The 14816-nt window shown below is 65.5% G+C and carries 13 protein-coding genes and 2 tRNA genes; 12 read left to right on the forward strand and 3 right to left on the reverse strand.

Annotated features, from left to right (window positions below):
* The first annotated feature begins 4 nt into the window (after nucleotides 1-4).
* A complete protein-coding gene (locus AC1MCA_RS18250) occupies nucleotides 5-1117 on the forward strand; it encodes a branched-chain amino acid aminotransferase (RefSeq protein WP_479799714.1) in 1113 nt (370 codons plus the stop codon).
* Nucleotides 1118-1260: 143 nt separating this feature from the next.
* Here AC1MCA_RS18250 and AC1MCA_RS18255 read toward each other — a convergent pair whose 3' ends face one another.
* A complete protein-coding gene (locus AC1MCA_RS18255) occupies nucleotides 1261-1863 on the reverse strand; it encodes a hypothetical protein (protein ID WP_479799715.1) in 603 nt (200 codons plus the stop codon).
* A gap of 93 nt (nucleotides 1864-1956) precedes the next feature.
* On the opposite strand from AC1MCA_RS18255, the gene AC1MCA_RS18260 reads away from it, so the two are divergent.
* The 8 genes from AC1MCA_RS18260 to AC1MCA_RS18295 all read left to right on the forward strand — a co-directional run bounded on the left by AC1MCA_RS18260 (nucleotide 1957) and on the right by AC1MCA_RS18295 (nucleotide 9770).
* Nucleotides 1957-2751, forward strand: a complete 795-nt coding sequence (locus AC1MCA_RS18260) for an MBL fold metallo-hydrolase (RefSeq protein WP_479799716.1) — start codon at nucleotides 1957-1959, stop codon at nucleotides 2749-2751.
* Between the two features lie 10 nt (nucleotides 2752-2761).
* Nucleotides 2762-3538: a fumarylacetoacetate hydrolase family protein gene (locus AC1MCA_RS18265; RefSeq protein ID WP_479799717.1), complete on the forward strand. Its 777-nt coding sequence runs from the start codon at nucleotides 2762-2764 to the stop codon at nucleotides 3536-3538.
* A 48-nt stretch (nucleotides 3539-3586) separates the two neighbouring features.
* Nucleotides 3587-5098: a glutamate--tRNA ligase gene (gene gltX / locus AC1MCA_RS18270; protein WP_479799718.1), complete on the forward strand. Its 1512-nt coding sequence runs from the start codon at nucleotides 3587-3589 to the stop codon at nucleotides 5096-5098.
* Complete coding sequence (locus AC1MCA_RS18275; RefSeq protein WP_375134923.1) at nucleotides 5098-5835, forward strand: HAD family hydrolase; 738 nt, start codon at nucleotides 5098-5100, stop codon at nucleotides 5833-5835. The genes gltX and AC1MCA_RS18275 overlap by 1 nt, the downstream gene beginning before the upstream one ends.
* Before the next feature lie 134 nt (nucleotides 5836-5969).
* Nucleotides 5970-6041, forward strand: a tRNA-Gln gene (locus tag AC1MCA_RS18280).
* Between the two features lie 126 nt (nucleotides 6042-6167).
* Nucleotides 6168-6243 (forward strand) — tRNA-Glu (locus AC1MCA_RS18285).
* A gap of 42 nt (nucleotides 6244-6285) precedes the next feature.
* The gene (locus AC1MCA_RS18290; protein WP_479799719.1) at nucleotides 6286-8160 is read left to right on the forward strand and encodes a dynamin family protein; all 1875 of its coding nucleotides are present in this window, start codon (nucleotides 6286-6288) and stop codon (nucleotides 8158-8160) included.
* Complete coding sequence (locus AC1MCA_RS18295; RefSeq protein ID WP_479799720.1) at nucleotides 8157-9770, forward strand: GTPase; 1614 nt, start codon at nucleotides 8157-8159, stop codon at nucleotides 9768-9770. Before AC1MCA_RS18290 ends, AC1MCA_RS18295 begins: the two co-directional genes overlap by 4 nt.
* Here AC1MCA_RS18295 and AC1MCA_RS18300 read toward each other — a convergent pair.
* Nucleotides 9767-10321 carry a DUF1697 domain-containing protein gene (locus AC1MCA_RS18300; protein WP_479799721.1) on the reverse strand — a complete coding sequence of 185 codons (555 nt, stop codon included), beginning with the start codon at nucleotides 10319-10321 and terminating at the stop codon, nucleotides 9767-9769. The genes AC1MCA_RS18295 and AC1MCA_RS18300 overlap by 4 nt on opposite strands.
* Nucleotides 10322-10369: 48 nt before the next feature.
* The gene (locus tag AC1MCA_RS18305; protein ID WP_108600545.1) at nucleotides 10370-11089 is read right to left on the reverse strand and encodes an IclR family transcriptional regulator; all 720 of its coding nucleotides are present in this window, start codon (nucleotides 11087-11089) and stop codon (nucleotides 10370-10372) included.
* 111 nt (nucleotides 11090-11200) lie between these two features.
* Between AC1MCA_RS18305 and leuC the strand changes: the two genes are divergently transcribed.
* The 3 genes from leuC (at nucleotide 11201) to murA (ending at nucleotide 14807) form a co-directional block, all read left to right on the forward strand.
* Complete coding sequence (gene leuC / locus AC1MCA_RS18310; protein ID WP_479799722.1) at nucleotides 11201-12655, forward strand: 3-isopropylmalate dehydratase large subunit; 1455 nt, start codon at nucleotides 11201-11203, stop codon at nucleotides 12653-12655.
* 9 nt (nucleotides 12656-12664) lie between these two features.
* Nucleotides 12665-13267: a 3-isopropylmalate dehydratase small subunit gene (leuD, locus tag AC1MCA_RS18315; protein ID WP_479799723.1), complete on the forward strand. Its 603-nt coding sequence runs from the start codon at nucleotides 12665-12667 to the stop codon at nucleotides 13265-13267.
* Between the two features lie 214 nt (nucleotides 13268-13481).
* Nucleotides 13482-14807, forward strand: a complete 1326-nt coding sequence (gene murA, locus AC1MCA_RS18320) for a UDP-N-acetylglucosamine 1-carboxyvinyltransferase (RefSeq protein ID WP_479799724.1) — start codon at nucleotides 13482-13484, stop codon at nucleotides 14805-14807.
* Nucleotides 14808-14816 lie beyond the last annotated feature (9 nt).

The following is a 14816-nucleotide window of genomic DNA, read 5'->3' on the forward strand; positions in this document are numbered from 1 at the left end:
AACCATGACTCAGACTGCCCATGGCGTCGAATTCAACCAGCAGCTCTCGGCAACCCCGAAGTCAGCTGAAGAGCGTGCAGCAATCCTGGCCAACCCGGGGTTCGGCAATTACTTCACCGACCACACCGCGGTGGTGGACTACAGCGTCGACGAACATGGCGACGGCGGCTGGCACAACCCCCGCATTGAAGCCTACGGACCGATCTCGCTGGACCCGTCCGCGGCGGTGCTGCACTACGGCCAGGAGATCTTCGAAGGGCTCAAGGCGTACCGGCACGCAGATGGCTCCATCTGGACGTTCCGCCCCGAGGCCAACGCCACGCGGCTCAACAAATCTGCCCGCCGGCTCGCCCTGCCGGAGCTTCCTGTTGAGTACTTCCTCGGTGCCATCCGGGAACTCGTCTCAGTGGACAGGGAATGGGTTCCTGCCGGTGACGGCGAGGCCCTCTACCTGCGCCCGTTCATGATTGCCACTGAGGCTTTCCTGGGTGTCCGCGCTGCGCGGGAAGTGTCCTTCCGAGTGATCGCATCTCCGGCCGGCAACTATTTCGGCGGCGAACTGAAGCCCGTGTCCATCTGGATCTCCCGCGAATACGCCCGTGCAGGCCGCGGCGGCACCGGGGCGGCTAAGTGCGGCGGCAACTACGCCGCCTCCCTGATCGCCCAGCAGGAAGCGGAGGCCAATGGCTGCAAGCAGGTGCTGTTCCTGGACCAGTTCAACGACAACGCCATCGAAGAACTCGGCGGCATGAACGTGTTCTTCGTGATGAAGGACGGATCGCTGGTGACCCCCGCGCTGACCGGCACCATCCTCGAAGGCGTCACCCGCTCCTCGGTGATGCAGGTGGCCAAGGACATGGGCCGCACGGTCACGGAACGAAAGATCACTTTGGACGAATGGCGCGACGGCGTGGCCACAGGCGGGATCACCGAGGTGTTCGCTTGCGGTACTGCTGCCGTCATCACCCCCATCGGCGTGCTGAAGGACACCACCGAGTTCATCGGCAGCGAGGACGCCAAGGCGGGGGAGACCACCATGGCCATCCGCGAGCAGCTGCTCGGTATCCAGACCGGTACCGTCCCGGACATCCACGGCTGGCTGACCCGCCTCGCCTGATCCCCACCGCCCCTGATCCCAAGCAACGCGGGGTCACTCGATGCCCGATTCCGCCGTCGGATCGGGCATCAAGTGACCCCGCGTTGCTGTTTGCAGGGGCATGGGTTGCCGGACGTACGACGGCGGAACGTGGGTGCGGAGGATCAGCGGCGGGCGGCTTTCCGGGCGGCGTTCTTGAGGGCCTTGCGGGAGACCGGCTTCAGGGCCTTGCGGGCTGCTTCGTCGGCAAGTGCACGGTTGCGGCGGGCATCGATGACGTCGTTCCAGAGTGCCGTCGCGAACGCGCCGCCGTCCTGGGCGTAGACGTCGTAGGGGTAGCCGGCAAAGATAGCGGGCGTGGTGGTGCCGCTGGGCAGGTCCGTCCCCGTCGCCATCGCGACGGCGTCGCCCACAGCCCAGGTCCGCGTCAGGTGGTGGGTGAGGTTCTCCTGGACGAAGATGTTTGCGTCACTGGACGCGGCCGCGCGTTCCAGGAGTGTGGCCAGATCCTCAGCCAGGAAGACCCTGGCCGATTCTTCCACAGGAGCTGAACCGGACCGATAATCCTCGGCGAGACCCTTTACTGCCTCGTGCCAATCAGCGGTCTCTCGGAACTTCTTCCACGTGGGGAACCAGACAATGCTGCCCGTTGCGTGGTTGTGGATGTGCTGGAGTCCGCTGTTCTTCTCGGTTGCCGCATGGTCGTGGCCCGCCGCGTCAGCGCCTGAGAGGAGCTCGGCCAACGTAAGGGTGGGTGAGGTGCTCATGGGTGCCTGACGCTCTCTGTAGACGATGGGTTTCAGGAGCCATAACCCGCAGCGGTGTCCCGGTTATTCCTCTCCCGGTGCGAAGATGGTGCGGTGAACTCCACCTCGAGCAGCAGTACACAACCCCGCAGCACGCTGGCAACGTCCCTCCTGGCCCCGAACCCCGGACCCATGAGCCTGGAGGGGACCAATTCCTACCTGATTTCAGCGGCCGGAGCCGTTACTTCAGTAGTGGTGGATCCGGGCCCCGCTGACGAAGGACACCTCCAGTTGCTTGCGGGCAGGGGTCCGGTGGAACTCATTCTCGTGACGCACCGGCACGCAGACCATACTGCCGGCTCGCTCCGACTCCACGAACTCACCGGCGCTCCCGTCCGTGCGGCGGATCCCAGGCACTGCCACGGCGGCGGCCATGTCCTGCAGGACGGCGAGATGCTCCTCGCGGCCGGGGTGGCGATCAACGTCCTTGCCACCCCCGGCCACACCTCGGATTCGGTGTGCTTCCACCTCCCGGACGACGGCGGGGACGGTTCGGTCCTGACCGGCGACACGATTCTTGGCCGCGGCACCACGGTGCTGGACTACCCTGACGGGACGCTGGGGGACTACCTTCAGTCCTTGGACCGGCTTGAAGCCCTTGGTGCTGCCACCGTCTTGCCGGCCCACGGGCCTATGCTTCCCTCCCTGGCGGACGTCGCGCACGCCTACCGTGAGCACCGCCTGGAACGGCTGGACCAGATCCGCGCTGCCCTGGACCGCCTTGGCGCGGATGCAGAGGTGACCGCCGTCGCGGATGCCGTGTATGCCGACGTCGAGCCCCACCTCAGGCGGGCCGTGGAAATGTCGGTTGCAGCCCAGCTTCACTACCTGCGCAGCTCAAGACTGTAGGGTAAGAACCATGCGTATTGCCCGTTTTGTAGTCGATTCTGATCCCCTGTACGGCGTTGTTGAAGGCGAGTCCGGCAGTGAGGAAATTACTGTCATCAACGGTGACCCGTTCTTTAACGGCGTGGAGCGCACCCACGTCAAGCACAAGCTTGAAGACGTGCGGCTCCTGGCCCCCATCATTCCCCGCAGCAAGGTGATCGGCGTCGGCCGCAACTTCGCCGAGCACGCCGCCGAACTTGGTAACGAAGTGCCGACGCATCCCTTGCTGTTCCTGAAGCCCAACACCTCAGTGGTCGGCCCCAACGATCCCATCGTGCTGCCGGAATTCTCCGACGAGGTCTCCTTCGAAGCCGAGCTGTGCGTCATTATTGGCAGGATCTGCAAGGACGTACCCGAGGACCGGGTGGACGACGTCATCTTCGGCTACACCTGCGGCAACGACCTCACCGCCCGCGACGTCCAGAAAACAGACCTGCAGTGGGCCCGTGCAAAGGGTTTCGACACGTCGGCGCCGCTGGGCCCGTGGATCGAAACCGAACTCGATACCGAAGACCTCCGGATCCAGGGCAGGCTGAACGGCGAGCTCCGTCAGGACGGCAGCACCAACCAGATGATCCGCGGCGTCCGTGAACTCGTCTCCATCGTCTCGCATGCCTTCACGCTGCTCCCCGGCGACGTCATCATGACCGGCACGCCAGCCGGCGTCGGCCTTGTCACTGCCGGTGACCGCTATGAGGTGGAGATCGAGGGCATCGGACGGCTGTCCAACCCCGTGGTCCGCCACTGACCCCACCTGACGTCCGGGAAGGCGGCAGGCGGTAAAGTTGGAGCCACTATGACTACTGCCTCCGCGTCCAATACCGCTTTCCCGTCCGTCACTGCTGAAACGCCTGTCCGGGTCCGGTTCTGCCCGTCACCAACCGGCACCCCCCACGTTGGGCTGATCCGTACGGCCCTGTTTAACTGGGCCCACGCCAAGCACACCAAGGGCACCTTTGTGTTCCGCATTGAAGACACGGACGCGGCACGCGACTCGGAGGAGAGCTACCAGCAGCTTCTGGAAGCGCTGAAATGGCTCGGCATCACGTGGGAAGAGGGCGTGGAGGTCGGCGGACCGCACGAGCCGTACCGGCAGTCGCTGCGCCTGGACCTCTACAAGGACGTCGTAGCGAAGCTTTTGGAAGCAGGCTACGCCTACGAGTGCTACTCGTCGCCTGACGAAGTGGAAGCGCGCCACCGCGCTGCCGGCCGGGACCCGAAACTCGGGTACGACAACTTCGACCGCGAACTCAGCGAAGAACAGCTCGCCGCATTCAAGGCAGAAGGCCGCCAGCCTGTCCTGCGGGTCCGGATGCCGGATGAGGATGTCACCTTCACCGACGTGGTCCGCGGCGAGATCACCTTCAAGGCCGGGAGCATCCCGGACTACGTCATCGTCCGCGCCGACGGTTCTCCGCTCTACACGCTGGTCAACCCGGTGGACGACGCCCTGATGGGCATCACGCATGTGCTCCGCGGCGAGGACCTGCTCTCCTCCACGCCCCGGCAGGTTGTGCTGATCCGTGCGCTCATCGAGATCGGCGTCGCCAGTTACATGCCCGTGTTCGGCCACCTCCCGTATGTCATGGGAGAGGGCAACAAGAAGCTCTCCAAGCGCGACCCTCAGTCCAACCTGTTCCTCCTTCGCGACCGTGGGTTCATCCCGGAGGGCCTGCTGAACTACCTCTCCCTGCTGGGCTGGAGCCTGTCAGCGGACGAGGACATCTTCACGGTGGACCAGCTGATCGAAAATTTCGATGTCCATGATGTCCTGGCCAACCCTGCCCGCTTCGACATCAAGAAGGCGGAGGCCATCAACGGCACGCACATCCGCATGCTTGACCCCGAGGACTTCCGTGCCCGCCTGGTCCCCTACCTGCGCACCGCCGGGCTCGTGGGGGAGGAGCTCACCAGCCGCCAGGAGGACACCCTTGCCGAAGCCGCACCGTTGGTGCAGGAGCGCATTACCCTGCTGGGCGAAGCCCCCGAGATGTTGGCGTTCCTCTTCAAAGCCGATGACGCCATCGACGTCGCCGATGATGCCCGCAAGGGCCTCCCGGAAAACCTCACCGAAGCCCTCGACGCCGCTATTGCCGCCCTTGAGCCGGTAGGGGACTGGACCCCCGGGAATATCCAGACGGCGCTGAAGCAGGCGCTGGTGGAGGGCCTCGGCATGAAACCCCGCCTCGCCTTCGGCCCGGTGCGCACAGCCATCTCCGGCCGCCGCATTTCGCCGCCGCTTTTCGAATCCATGGTGATCCTCGGCAAGGAGTCTTCCTTGAGCCGGCTCCGCACCTTCCGCGGCTGATGGCCATGACCGGCACGGAGGCTCAAGGAGCACTGGAGACCCGCTTCGGGACCATCCGGGGCGTCCTCTTTGACATTGATGACACCCTGGTGGACCTCGAATATGCCATGACCACAGCCCTGCGCGAGGTCAGTGAACACCTCCTGCCCGGCCTCGACCAGCGCGGGTGGGAGCGATTCGGCAGGATCTTCACGCATGAAACCACCCACTATTACGACAGGTACCTGGCAGGTGAGCTGACTTTCAATGACCAGCGCCTGCTCCGTGGCCGCGCGGCACTGGGTCATTTCGGCGTGGAACTGGCCGACGGCGAGGAAACGCACCAGTGGCTGTCCGACTACAGCCGGCTCCAGCCCGGCTACGTCCGGGCCTTTGAAGATGTCATTCCGCTCCTTGATCTCCTCGACGACGCCGGGGTGCCCTATGGTGCCGTGAGCAACAACGTCCATGACTACCAGCGGGCGAAACTGGATGGCGCAGGCCTGGCACGCATCACCCGCCTGGTGGGCACTGACACTGTTGGTGTGGCGAAGCCTGAGCCGGCAATCTACCTCGAAGGCGTGCGCCTCCTGCAGATCGCCCCAGCGGAGACACTGTTCGTGGGGGATAACCGGCTTCTGGACGCTGAAGGCTCGACGGCGGCGGGGCTGGTGGGCGTCTGGCTGAACAGGACAGGGGAGGTGCTTCAGGACGTCGGCGGTCACGAGGTCAGTTCGCTGCGCCAGCTGCTGGCCTGACCGCCCGGCAGACGGCAGCCGGGCCGCCTGCCGGGCCGATTTGTGCGAGCCTCAAGTCTCGGGTAAAGTAATTTCTCGTGCTGAGGCGCACGGAGCACGGGTTGAGGCCCGAAAATCCGGCCCGAAAGTATCATTGGGATATGGTGTAATTGGCAACACTACGGTTTCTGGTACCGTCATTCTAGGTTCGAGTCCTGGTATCCCAGCTCTGGTTCGGTCGCAGATTTATGCGGCAGATCAGGGGTTTTGAGCCGGTTCGCCGATTTGAAACACTTGCTGAGGGTGTGAAATACTCTCTTAGCAAACCGGCCTCTGGCCGGTTGGAAGTACACGGCCCCATCGTATAGCGGCCTAGTACGCTGCCCTCTCACGGCGGTAACGCGGGTTCGAATCCCGCTGGGGTCACCACAGTAAGACGGTCCCGGGCATCAGCCCGGGGCCGTTTTTGTTATGCCGTCTGTAGCCGTGGCCCGGCCCGATTGCTTCTCAGACTGGCATGATGTTGCTGTGACCTCCTCCGATGGGCTTGTCCCGCAACCTCCTCCACCGCCGAGCCGCGCTCCGAAAGCCCAGCCGGGCCGCCCGCCAGGCGAGGCGGCCGAGGCCGCTGTGGGCCTGCTGGAGTCGGTGCGGGAGGATCTCTCCGCTGTATCGCTGCCACTGGCCCTTCCGGATGTTGAAAAGGTACGCCAGGACGCCCTGAACGCCGTGGGCCAGCTCGACGACTACATCCTGCCGCGGTACCGCAGCCTGGACGCTCCGCTGCTCGCCGTCGTCGGCGGTTCCACCGGCGCCGGTAAGTCGACCCTGGTCAACGCCCTGGTAGGGCACCCGGTCACACGCTCAGGGGCCATCAGGCCCACCACCAGGCAACCCATCCTCCTGCACCATCCCGCCGATGCCGGCTGGTTCGAAGGCCAACGGGTCCTGCCTACCCTCAGCAGGATCCGTGGAACCATTTCACCCGAGCCGCTCCCTGCCAGCCGGGCGGGAGCGGCTCCCGATGCTGAGGCCATCTCTTCGCTGGTGCTGGTGGCGGATCCAGCCGTTCCGCAGGGCATAGCGCTGCTGGACGCACCCGACGTTGACTCCATCTCGGATGACAACCGGCGGTTAGCGGGCCAGCTGCTCGCTGCCGCGGACCTCTGGGTCTTCGTCACAACAGCCAACCGCTACGCAGACGCGGTCCCGTGGAAGCTGCTCCTGAATGCGGCCTCGCGGGACATCATGGTTGCCGTGGTGCTGGACCGGGTGCCGCGGGAGGCAGAAGCTGAGGTGAGCGCCGATTTGCGGGCACTGCTGCAGCAGGAAGGCCTTGGAAGCGCAGGGCTTTTTATCGTGCCGGAGGCGCCCCTCGACGATCTGGGCATGCTGCCGGTGGGCTCGGTGGAGCCCCTGCGCAGCTGGCTCCAGAAACTGGCAGCCGATTCGGCAGGGCGGTCCGAGATTGCCCGGCGGACGCTGAACGGTACGGTCAGGGCACTCGCCGGTCGCGTCGGCGCGCTGGGGCAGGCGGTCCGGGAACAGGAGCATGCCGCCGCAACACTCCGGTCCGACGCCGAGGACGCCTACCGCGATGCCGGGACCAGGATCCTGGACGCCACCAAAGACGGCGCGTTGCTCCGCGGAGAGGTGCTGGCCCGCTGGCAGGATTTCGTGGGAACGGGCGAGTTCTTCCGGGCACTGGAACAGAACATCGGCCGGCTGCGGGACCGTGTGGGAGCCTTCTTCCGCGGCGAACCAACACCAGCGGTACGGGTGGAAGCGGCCATTGAGACGGGGTTGCAGGCGGTTATTCTTGACGAGGCCGCCAACGCCGCCGAGGAGACGGACCAGCGGTGGCGTTCTGACCCCGCTGGCCGCCAGCTGCTGGGCACCGACGACCTCTCCGGGACGGGTCCCGGCTTCGCCGACAAGGCAGCCGCCGAGATCCGGGCCTGGCAGGCAGGCCTGATGGAGCTCATCCGCACCGAGGGCCAAGGCAAACGCACGCAGGCCAGATGGCTGTCCTTCGGCATCAACGGCCTCGGCGCAGCGCTGATGATCGTCGTGTTTTCCATGACCGCTGGACTCACCGGACTGGAGATCGGTGTGGCGGGAGGCACCGCCGTCGTCGGCCAGAGACTCCTGGAAGCAGTGTTCGGGGAGGACGCCGTCCGCAGGCTTGCGCAAACAGCGCGTGAAGACCTGCATGCCCGCTGCCAGCGGCTGCTTCAGGCGGAGCAACAAAAGTTCCTCGACCGCCTCCCAGGCGGAGACACAGACACGGCGCAGGTCCTGACCGCCCACGCAGCGGCCCTCGCCCGCCTGGCAGAGCGCGCATGAGCCGCCACAGCGCAGCCCGTGAAGCATCGCGGCTGGACCGCAGGCTGGAGGCGCTCGACGAAGCACGCGGGCTCGCGGAAGGCGTTTTGCCGGAGACGGCGTTGGAGGATGTGTTCCGGCTCCTCGAACGGGCAAGCTCCCGCCGGTCACTGTCCGGCGACCACACGGTGGTGGGCTTCTTCGGCGCCACCGGAAGCGGCAAGTCCTCACTGTTCAACGCTGTCAGCGACGCTGAGATCGCGACGGCGGCTGCCCGCCGGCCCACAACATCCGAACCTATGGCCGGAATCTGGGGAGCAGAGGGCAGCGAACCATTGCTGGACTGGCTTGAGGTCCGCAACCGTCACCATGCAGTGCCGGTGGACGGGTTCGCGGACGAAGGCACGGGGCTGATCCTGCTGGACCTCCCGGACTTCGATTCCACCAGGGCCGCGAACCGCGAAATCGTCGAACGCATGGTGGGCCTGGTGGACGTGCTCGTCTGGGTGCTGGATCCGCAAAAGTACGCGGACGCCGCAGTGCACAATGATTTCCTCAAACCCCTGGCCGCACACGGTGCGGTGACCCTGGTGGTGCTCAATCAGGTGGACAGGCTGCCGGAACGCGACGTGGAGCCCGTGCTGGAGTCCCTCAAGGGGATCCTGGCCCGCGACGGACTGGGCAAAGTACAGGTCCTTGGCGCGTCCGCCCTCAGGGGCACCGGCGTCGACCGCGTCAGAAGCGCCATCCGAAGCGTCGTAATGCAGCGCCAGGCGCTTTCCCAGCGGCTGGCCGCCGACGTTTCGCGGGCCTCGATGCAGTTGAGGCAGGTTTCCGGCGAGGGGGATGCCGCGGGCGTCAGCTCACCCTCGAAAGCACGGCTTACAGACGAGTTGGCCGTAGCCGCGAACGTACCGGTGGTGGTGGGTGCTGTTGCCCGGTCCTACCGGCTCGAATCGACGCGCCGCACGGGATTGCCGGCAACACGGTGGCTGGTGCGGTTCAGGGCTGATCCGCTGCGGCGCCTCAACCTGCGCAGTGCAAACCCGTCCCAACTCAACCGGACATCGCTGCCGCCCGCCGGGGCCCCGGAAAGGGCCCGGACTGATGCTGCCGTCCGGGAATTTGCCGATGCCGCCAGCGAGGGCGCGCCCGGACCCTGGCGCGCGGCGATCCGCGGCGCTGCCCGCGAAGGCCGCGACGCCCTGCCGGACGCACTGGACCAGGCCATCGCCGGAACCGATCTGATGGCTGCCCGGAAGTCATGGTGGTGGGGAGTCTTCAATGTGATCCAGTGGCTCGCCCTGCTGACGGCCCTCGGCGGGCTGGGCTGGCTGGGCGTCCTGGCGGGACTTGCCTACTTCCAGATGCCGGTCCCCGAGGTTCCCCGGGTGGAAGGGTGGCCGGTGCCCACGCTGATGATCGCCGGCGGCGTGGTTCTGGGGATTTTCCTTGCGCTGACCGGGAAGTTCATCGGCGCAGGAGTGGCCAACGCCCGCGCGGCCAGGGCACGGAAACGGTTGCGGGTTGCCGTGGCCGATGTTGCCCAGGGCATGGTGGTGGAACCCGTTGAGGTGGAAGTGACCCGGCTCAAATCATTCAATTCCGCCCTGCAGTCAGCGGCGGGTTAGGGCGCCTCGGCTGTTGACAGGGCTGCCGCGGCGTCCCGGACCTTGATCATGGTCCGGAGGTTCCGGGTGGTGGTTGATGCCTTGTACTTGGGCTTGGCGGAGATTTTGCTGAACGGGCTGTCAAGGGTCCCGCCCACCGGGGCGAGCCACGCCAGCGCTTCCGGGCTAAGCCGTTGCTGTTCCGCACCGTCGAGGGCTGCGCCGGCGGCAGCCAGCTCATCGAGCACGGCCTTGTCCGACCCCAGGGTGAGGTAGGTGTGCGTGCTCTTGCTGTCCTCCGGGTACGGGCATGCATCCACCAGAGCGCCCACCCGCTCGGCTGAGAGGACAACCACCCAGGCGTCATAGCCGAACGAATCACGCAGGCACTTTTCACATCTGCTTTTGACCTCGGCCGCAGCCAGGTCGCTGGCCAGGACAACGTTTCCGCTGGCGAGCAGGGTCTTGACTCCGGTGAAGCCCGCTGCTTCCAGGGCAACCCTGAGGTCAGCCATTTTGATGTTGATCCCGCCCACGTTGATGCCGCGGAGGAAGACTGCGTAGCTGTTCATTCCGACAGCCTAACTCTGGCCTGCCCGATGCCGGCGGGGGATGCAGCCTTAGTCGTTGTTCTTCCGCAGGGCGTCCGTGAGGATCCGTCCGGCGTTGCACACGACTTCGGCGTGGAGGCGGCCGGGTTGGCGGGTGAGCCGTTCAATGGGGCCTGAGATCGAGACGGCGGCGATGACGCGTCCGGACGGTCCCCGGACCGGTGCCGAGACAGAGGCGACCCCCGGCTCACGTTCGCCGAGGCTCTGACCCCAGCCCCGCCGTCGTACGCCTGCCAGAACGGTGGGAGTGAAGCGGGCGGACTGCAGCCCCTCCAGGAGCCGGTCGTGGTCCTCCCACGCGAGCAGCACCTGGGCCGCGGAGCCGGCTTTCATCGACAGCTGGGTGCCTACGGGGATGGTGTCGCGCAGGCCGATGGGGCGCTCGGCGGAGGCAACGCATACGCGCCATTCACCCTGGCGGCGGAAGATCTGGGCGCTTTCGCCGGTGGCGTCGCGCAACTGCATCAGGACCGGTCCGGCGGAGGCGATCAGCCGGTCCTCACCGGCTGCCGAGGCGAGCTCCACGAGGCGGCTGCCGAGGACAAACCGGCCCTGGATGTCACGGCTCACCAGCCGGTGATGGACCAACGCCAGGGCCAGCCGGTGGACAGTGGGCCGGGCGAGGCCCGTGGCTGCCACCAGTTGCGCAAGGGTGGTGGGCCCGGCCTCCAATGCGTCAAGCACATGGGCTGCTTTATCAATGACACCGACTCCACTAGAATTGTCCATGTAATGATATTGCCGTCTCATTATCTGAGATGCAAATGTTTCGGCTGGCGAATTGTACGGCCGTCCTGATTCAGTGGACTTAACAGTCAACAGCAGTGAAGGGAGATGGCCGTGGCAAAGACACTGGCCGAGAAAGTCTGGGACGCACATGTGGTGCGCAAAGGCGACGGCGAAGGAGCCAATGCCCAGCCCGACCTCCTCTTCATAGACCTCCACCTGGTCCACGAGGTGACGTCCCCGCAGGCATTCGAGGGCCTGCGCCTGGCCGGCCGCCCGCTGCGCCGGCCGGACCTGACCATCGCCACGGAGGACCACAACACTCCCACGCTGGACATCGACAAGCCCATTGCGGACCTCACCAGCCGGACGCAGATCCAGACGCTGCGCAACAACTGTGCGGAGTTCGGCGTCCGCCTGCACTCCCTTGGCGATGCCGAGCAGGGAATTGTGCACGTCGTCGGACCTCAGCTCGGCCTGACACAGCCCGGAATGACGGTTGTCTGTGGTGACTCGCACACCTCCACGCACGGCGCTTTCGGTGCCCTCGCCATGGGCATCGGCACCTCCGAGGTGGAGCACGTGATGGCCACCCAGACGCTGTCCCTGAAGCCGTTCAAGACCATGGCCATCAACGTCGAAGGCTCGCTGCGGCCCGGCGTCACCGCCAAGGACATCATCCTCGCCGTGATCGCCAAGATCGGCACCGGCGGTGGCCAGGGCTACGTCCTGGAGTACCGTGGCTCAGCGATCCGCGCGCTGTCGATGGAGGCCCGGATGACCATCTGCAACATGTCCATCGAGGCCGGCGCCCGTGCCGGCCTGGTGGCCCCGGACCAGACCACCTACGACTACATGTATGGGCGGCCGCACGCGCCCCTGGGATCTGACTGGGACGCTGCCGTCGAGTACTGGAACACCCTGAGGACCGACGACGACGCCACCTTCGACGTCGAAGTGGACCTCGACGCCGACACGCTGGAGCCGTTTGTCACGTGGGGCACGAACCCGGGCCAGGGCGTTTCGCTGTCTTCCTCGGTTCCGTCTCCGGAGGACTTCGGTGACGAAAACGCCAAGGCCGCCGCCGAACGCGCCCTCCAGTACATGGGCCTGGAGGCCGGCACACCCATGAAGGACATCCGGGTGGACACGGTCTTCCTCGGCTCCTGCACCAACTCGCGGATGGAGGACCTCCGCGCCGCTGCGGACATCATCCGCGGCCGCCAAAAGGACCCCAACATCCGGATGCTGGTGGTTCCCGGTTCGGCCCGCGTCAGGCTTGAAGCCGAGGCGGAAGGCCTGGACAAGGTCTTCAAGGACTTCGGTGCCGAATGGCGCTTCGCCGGCTGCTCCATGTGCCTGGGCATGAACCCGGACCAGCTGGAGGTAGGGGAACGCTGTGCGTCCACCTCCAACCGCAACTTCGAGGGCCGCCAGGGCAAGGGCGGGCGCACCCACCTCGTCTCTCCGGTGGTGGCAGCCGCCACCGCCATCCGCGGAACCTTGAGCTCGCCGTCGGACCTTGATCCGGCCCCCGAATCCGCCGCCATCCGCACCGACGCAGCCTAGGAGACCGCCATGGAAAAGTTCACCACCCACACCGGTATCGGCGTACCGCTGCGCCAGAGCAACGTTGACACGGACCAGATCATCCCCGCCGTCTACCTCAAGCGGATCACCCGCACCGGCTTCGAGGATGCGCTGTTCTCCGCATGGCGCAAGGATCCCGCCTTCATCCTGAACCAGGCGCCGTTCAACACCGGCTCTGTCTTGGTGGCCGGACCTGATTTCGGCACCGGGTCTTCCCGTGAGCACGCCGTCTGGGCCCTGAAGGACTACGGCTTCAAGACCGTCCTGTCCTCCCGCTTTGCTGACATTTTCCGCGGCAACTCCGGCAAGCAGGGACTGCTGGCTGCGGAACTTGCCCAGGACGACATCGAGCTCATCTGGAAGGAACTCGAGAACGCCCCCGGCACCGAAGTGACCGTTGATCTCGTCTCCAAGACGGTCATTTGCGGGAACATCGTGGCGCCCTTCGAGATCGACGATTACACCCGCTGGCGCCTGCTCGAAGGCCTGGATGACATCGGCCTCACGCTCCAGCACGAAGAGGACATCACCGCCTACGAGGCCACCCGTCCAGCATTTATGCCCACGACCCTCCCGGCCCGCCTTTCCTGAGCCGAACCAAAGCAACGCGGGGTCACTCTTCGCCCAATGAAGTCGACTTATCGGGCCAGGAGTGACCCCGCGTTGCTTCTGTTTCCGGCCGGGACGCCTGGGGAGAAACGACCGCGCCGGGCACGCCGTATTTCGGTTCGGTAACGCGACCTCCTATGCTTAGCTGGAGCCTTTGCAAGGATTTTGGGGCGAGTAATCGTAAGGAAACCGGTATATGAGTAGTGTTCTGACAATCCGTGGCGGAGTCCCGCTGACAGGCCGAGTCACCGTCCGAGGGGCCAAGAACCTTGTCCCGAAGGCCATGGTGGCGGCACTGTTGGGCAATGAACCGTCGGTGTTGCGGAACGTCCCGGAGATCAAGGACGTAGAGGTTGTCACCTCGCTCCTGCAGCTCCATGGTGTGACGGTGGTCAAGGATCCAGTCAGCGGTGACCTCACGCTGGACCCGAAGGGCGCCAAGACGGCCCCGAGCACCGCAATCGATGCCCACGCCGGCGATTCGCGGATCCCCATCCTGCTGTGCGGACCCCTGATCCACGCGATCGGCGAAGCCTTCATCCCGGATCTTGGCGGCTGCAAGATCGGCGACCGGCCCATTGATTACCACCTCAACGTGCTGCGCCAGTTTGGCGCCGTCGTGGAGAAGCGCCCCGGCGGCATCCACATTTCCGCCCCCAAGGGGCTTCAGGGCGCCAAAATCTCCCTGCCGTATCCGTCTGTGGGCGCCACCGAGCAGGTGCTGCTGAGCGCAACCCGCGCCGAGGGCATCACCGAGCTGTCCGGCGCCGCAACAGAACCGGAGATCATCGACCTCATCGCCGTGCTCCAGAAAATGGGCGCCATCATCAGCGTCCAGACTGACCGCACCATCCGCATCGAGGGCGTCCGTGACCTCGGCGGCTACAACCACCGCGCCCTCTCGGACCGCAACGAATCGGCGTCGTGGGCCTCAGCTGCGCTGGTGACCCGCGGAGACATCTTCGTGGAAGGTGCCTCGCAGCGGGACATGATGACTTTCCTGAACACCTACCGCAAAGTTGGCGGCGGGATGGACATCGGCGAGGACGGAATCCGGTTCTACCACAAGGGCGGCAAACTCAACCCGCTGGTCCTGGAAACGGATGTCCACCCCGGCTTCATGACCGACTGGCAGCAGCCCCTGGTGGTGGCCCTGACCCAGGCCGAGGGTGTGTCGATTGTCCACGAGACCGTCTACGAGAACAGGTTCGGTTTCACCGACGCCCTCATCCGCATGGGCGCCAACATCCAGGTGCACCGTGAGTGCCTGGGCAGCGTGCCATGCCGGTTCGGCCAGCGCAACTTCCTCCACTCGGCCGTCATCTCCGGACCCACCCAGCTCAAGGGAACGGACATCGATGTCCCCGACCTTCGCGGCGGCTTCAGCCACCTGATCGCTGCTCTTGCTGCCACCGGTGTCTCACGGGTGACCGGGATCGACATCATTAACCGCGGCTATGAACGGTTTACCGAAAAGCTGGCCGGCCTCGGCGCCGATTTCGACATCACCTCGGCAAAGTAGCGGTGGGCA

The organism is Arthrobacter sp. BK1 (assembly GCF_056680055.1).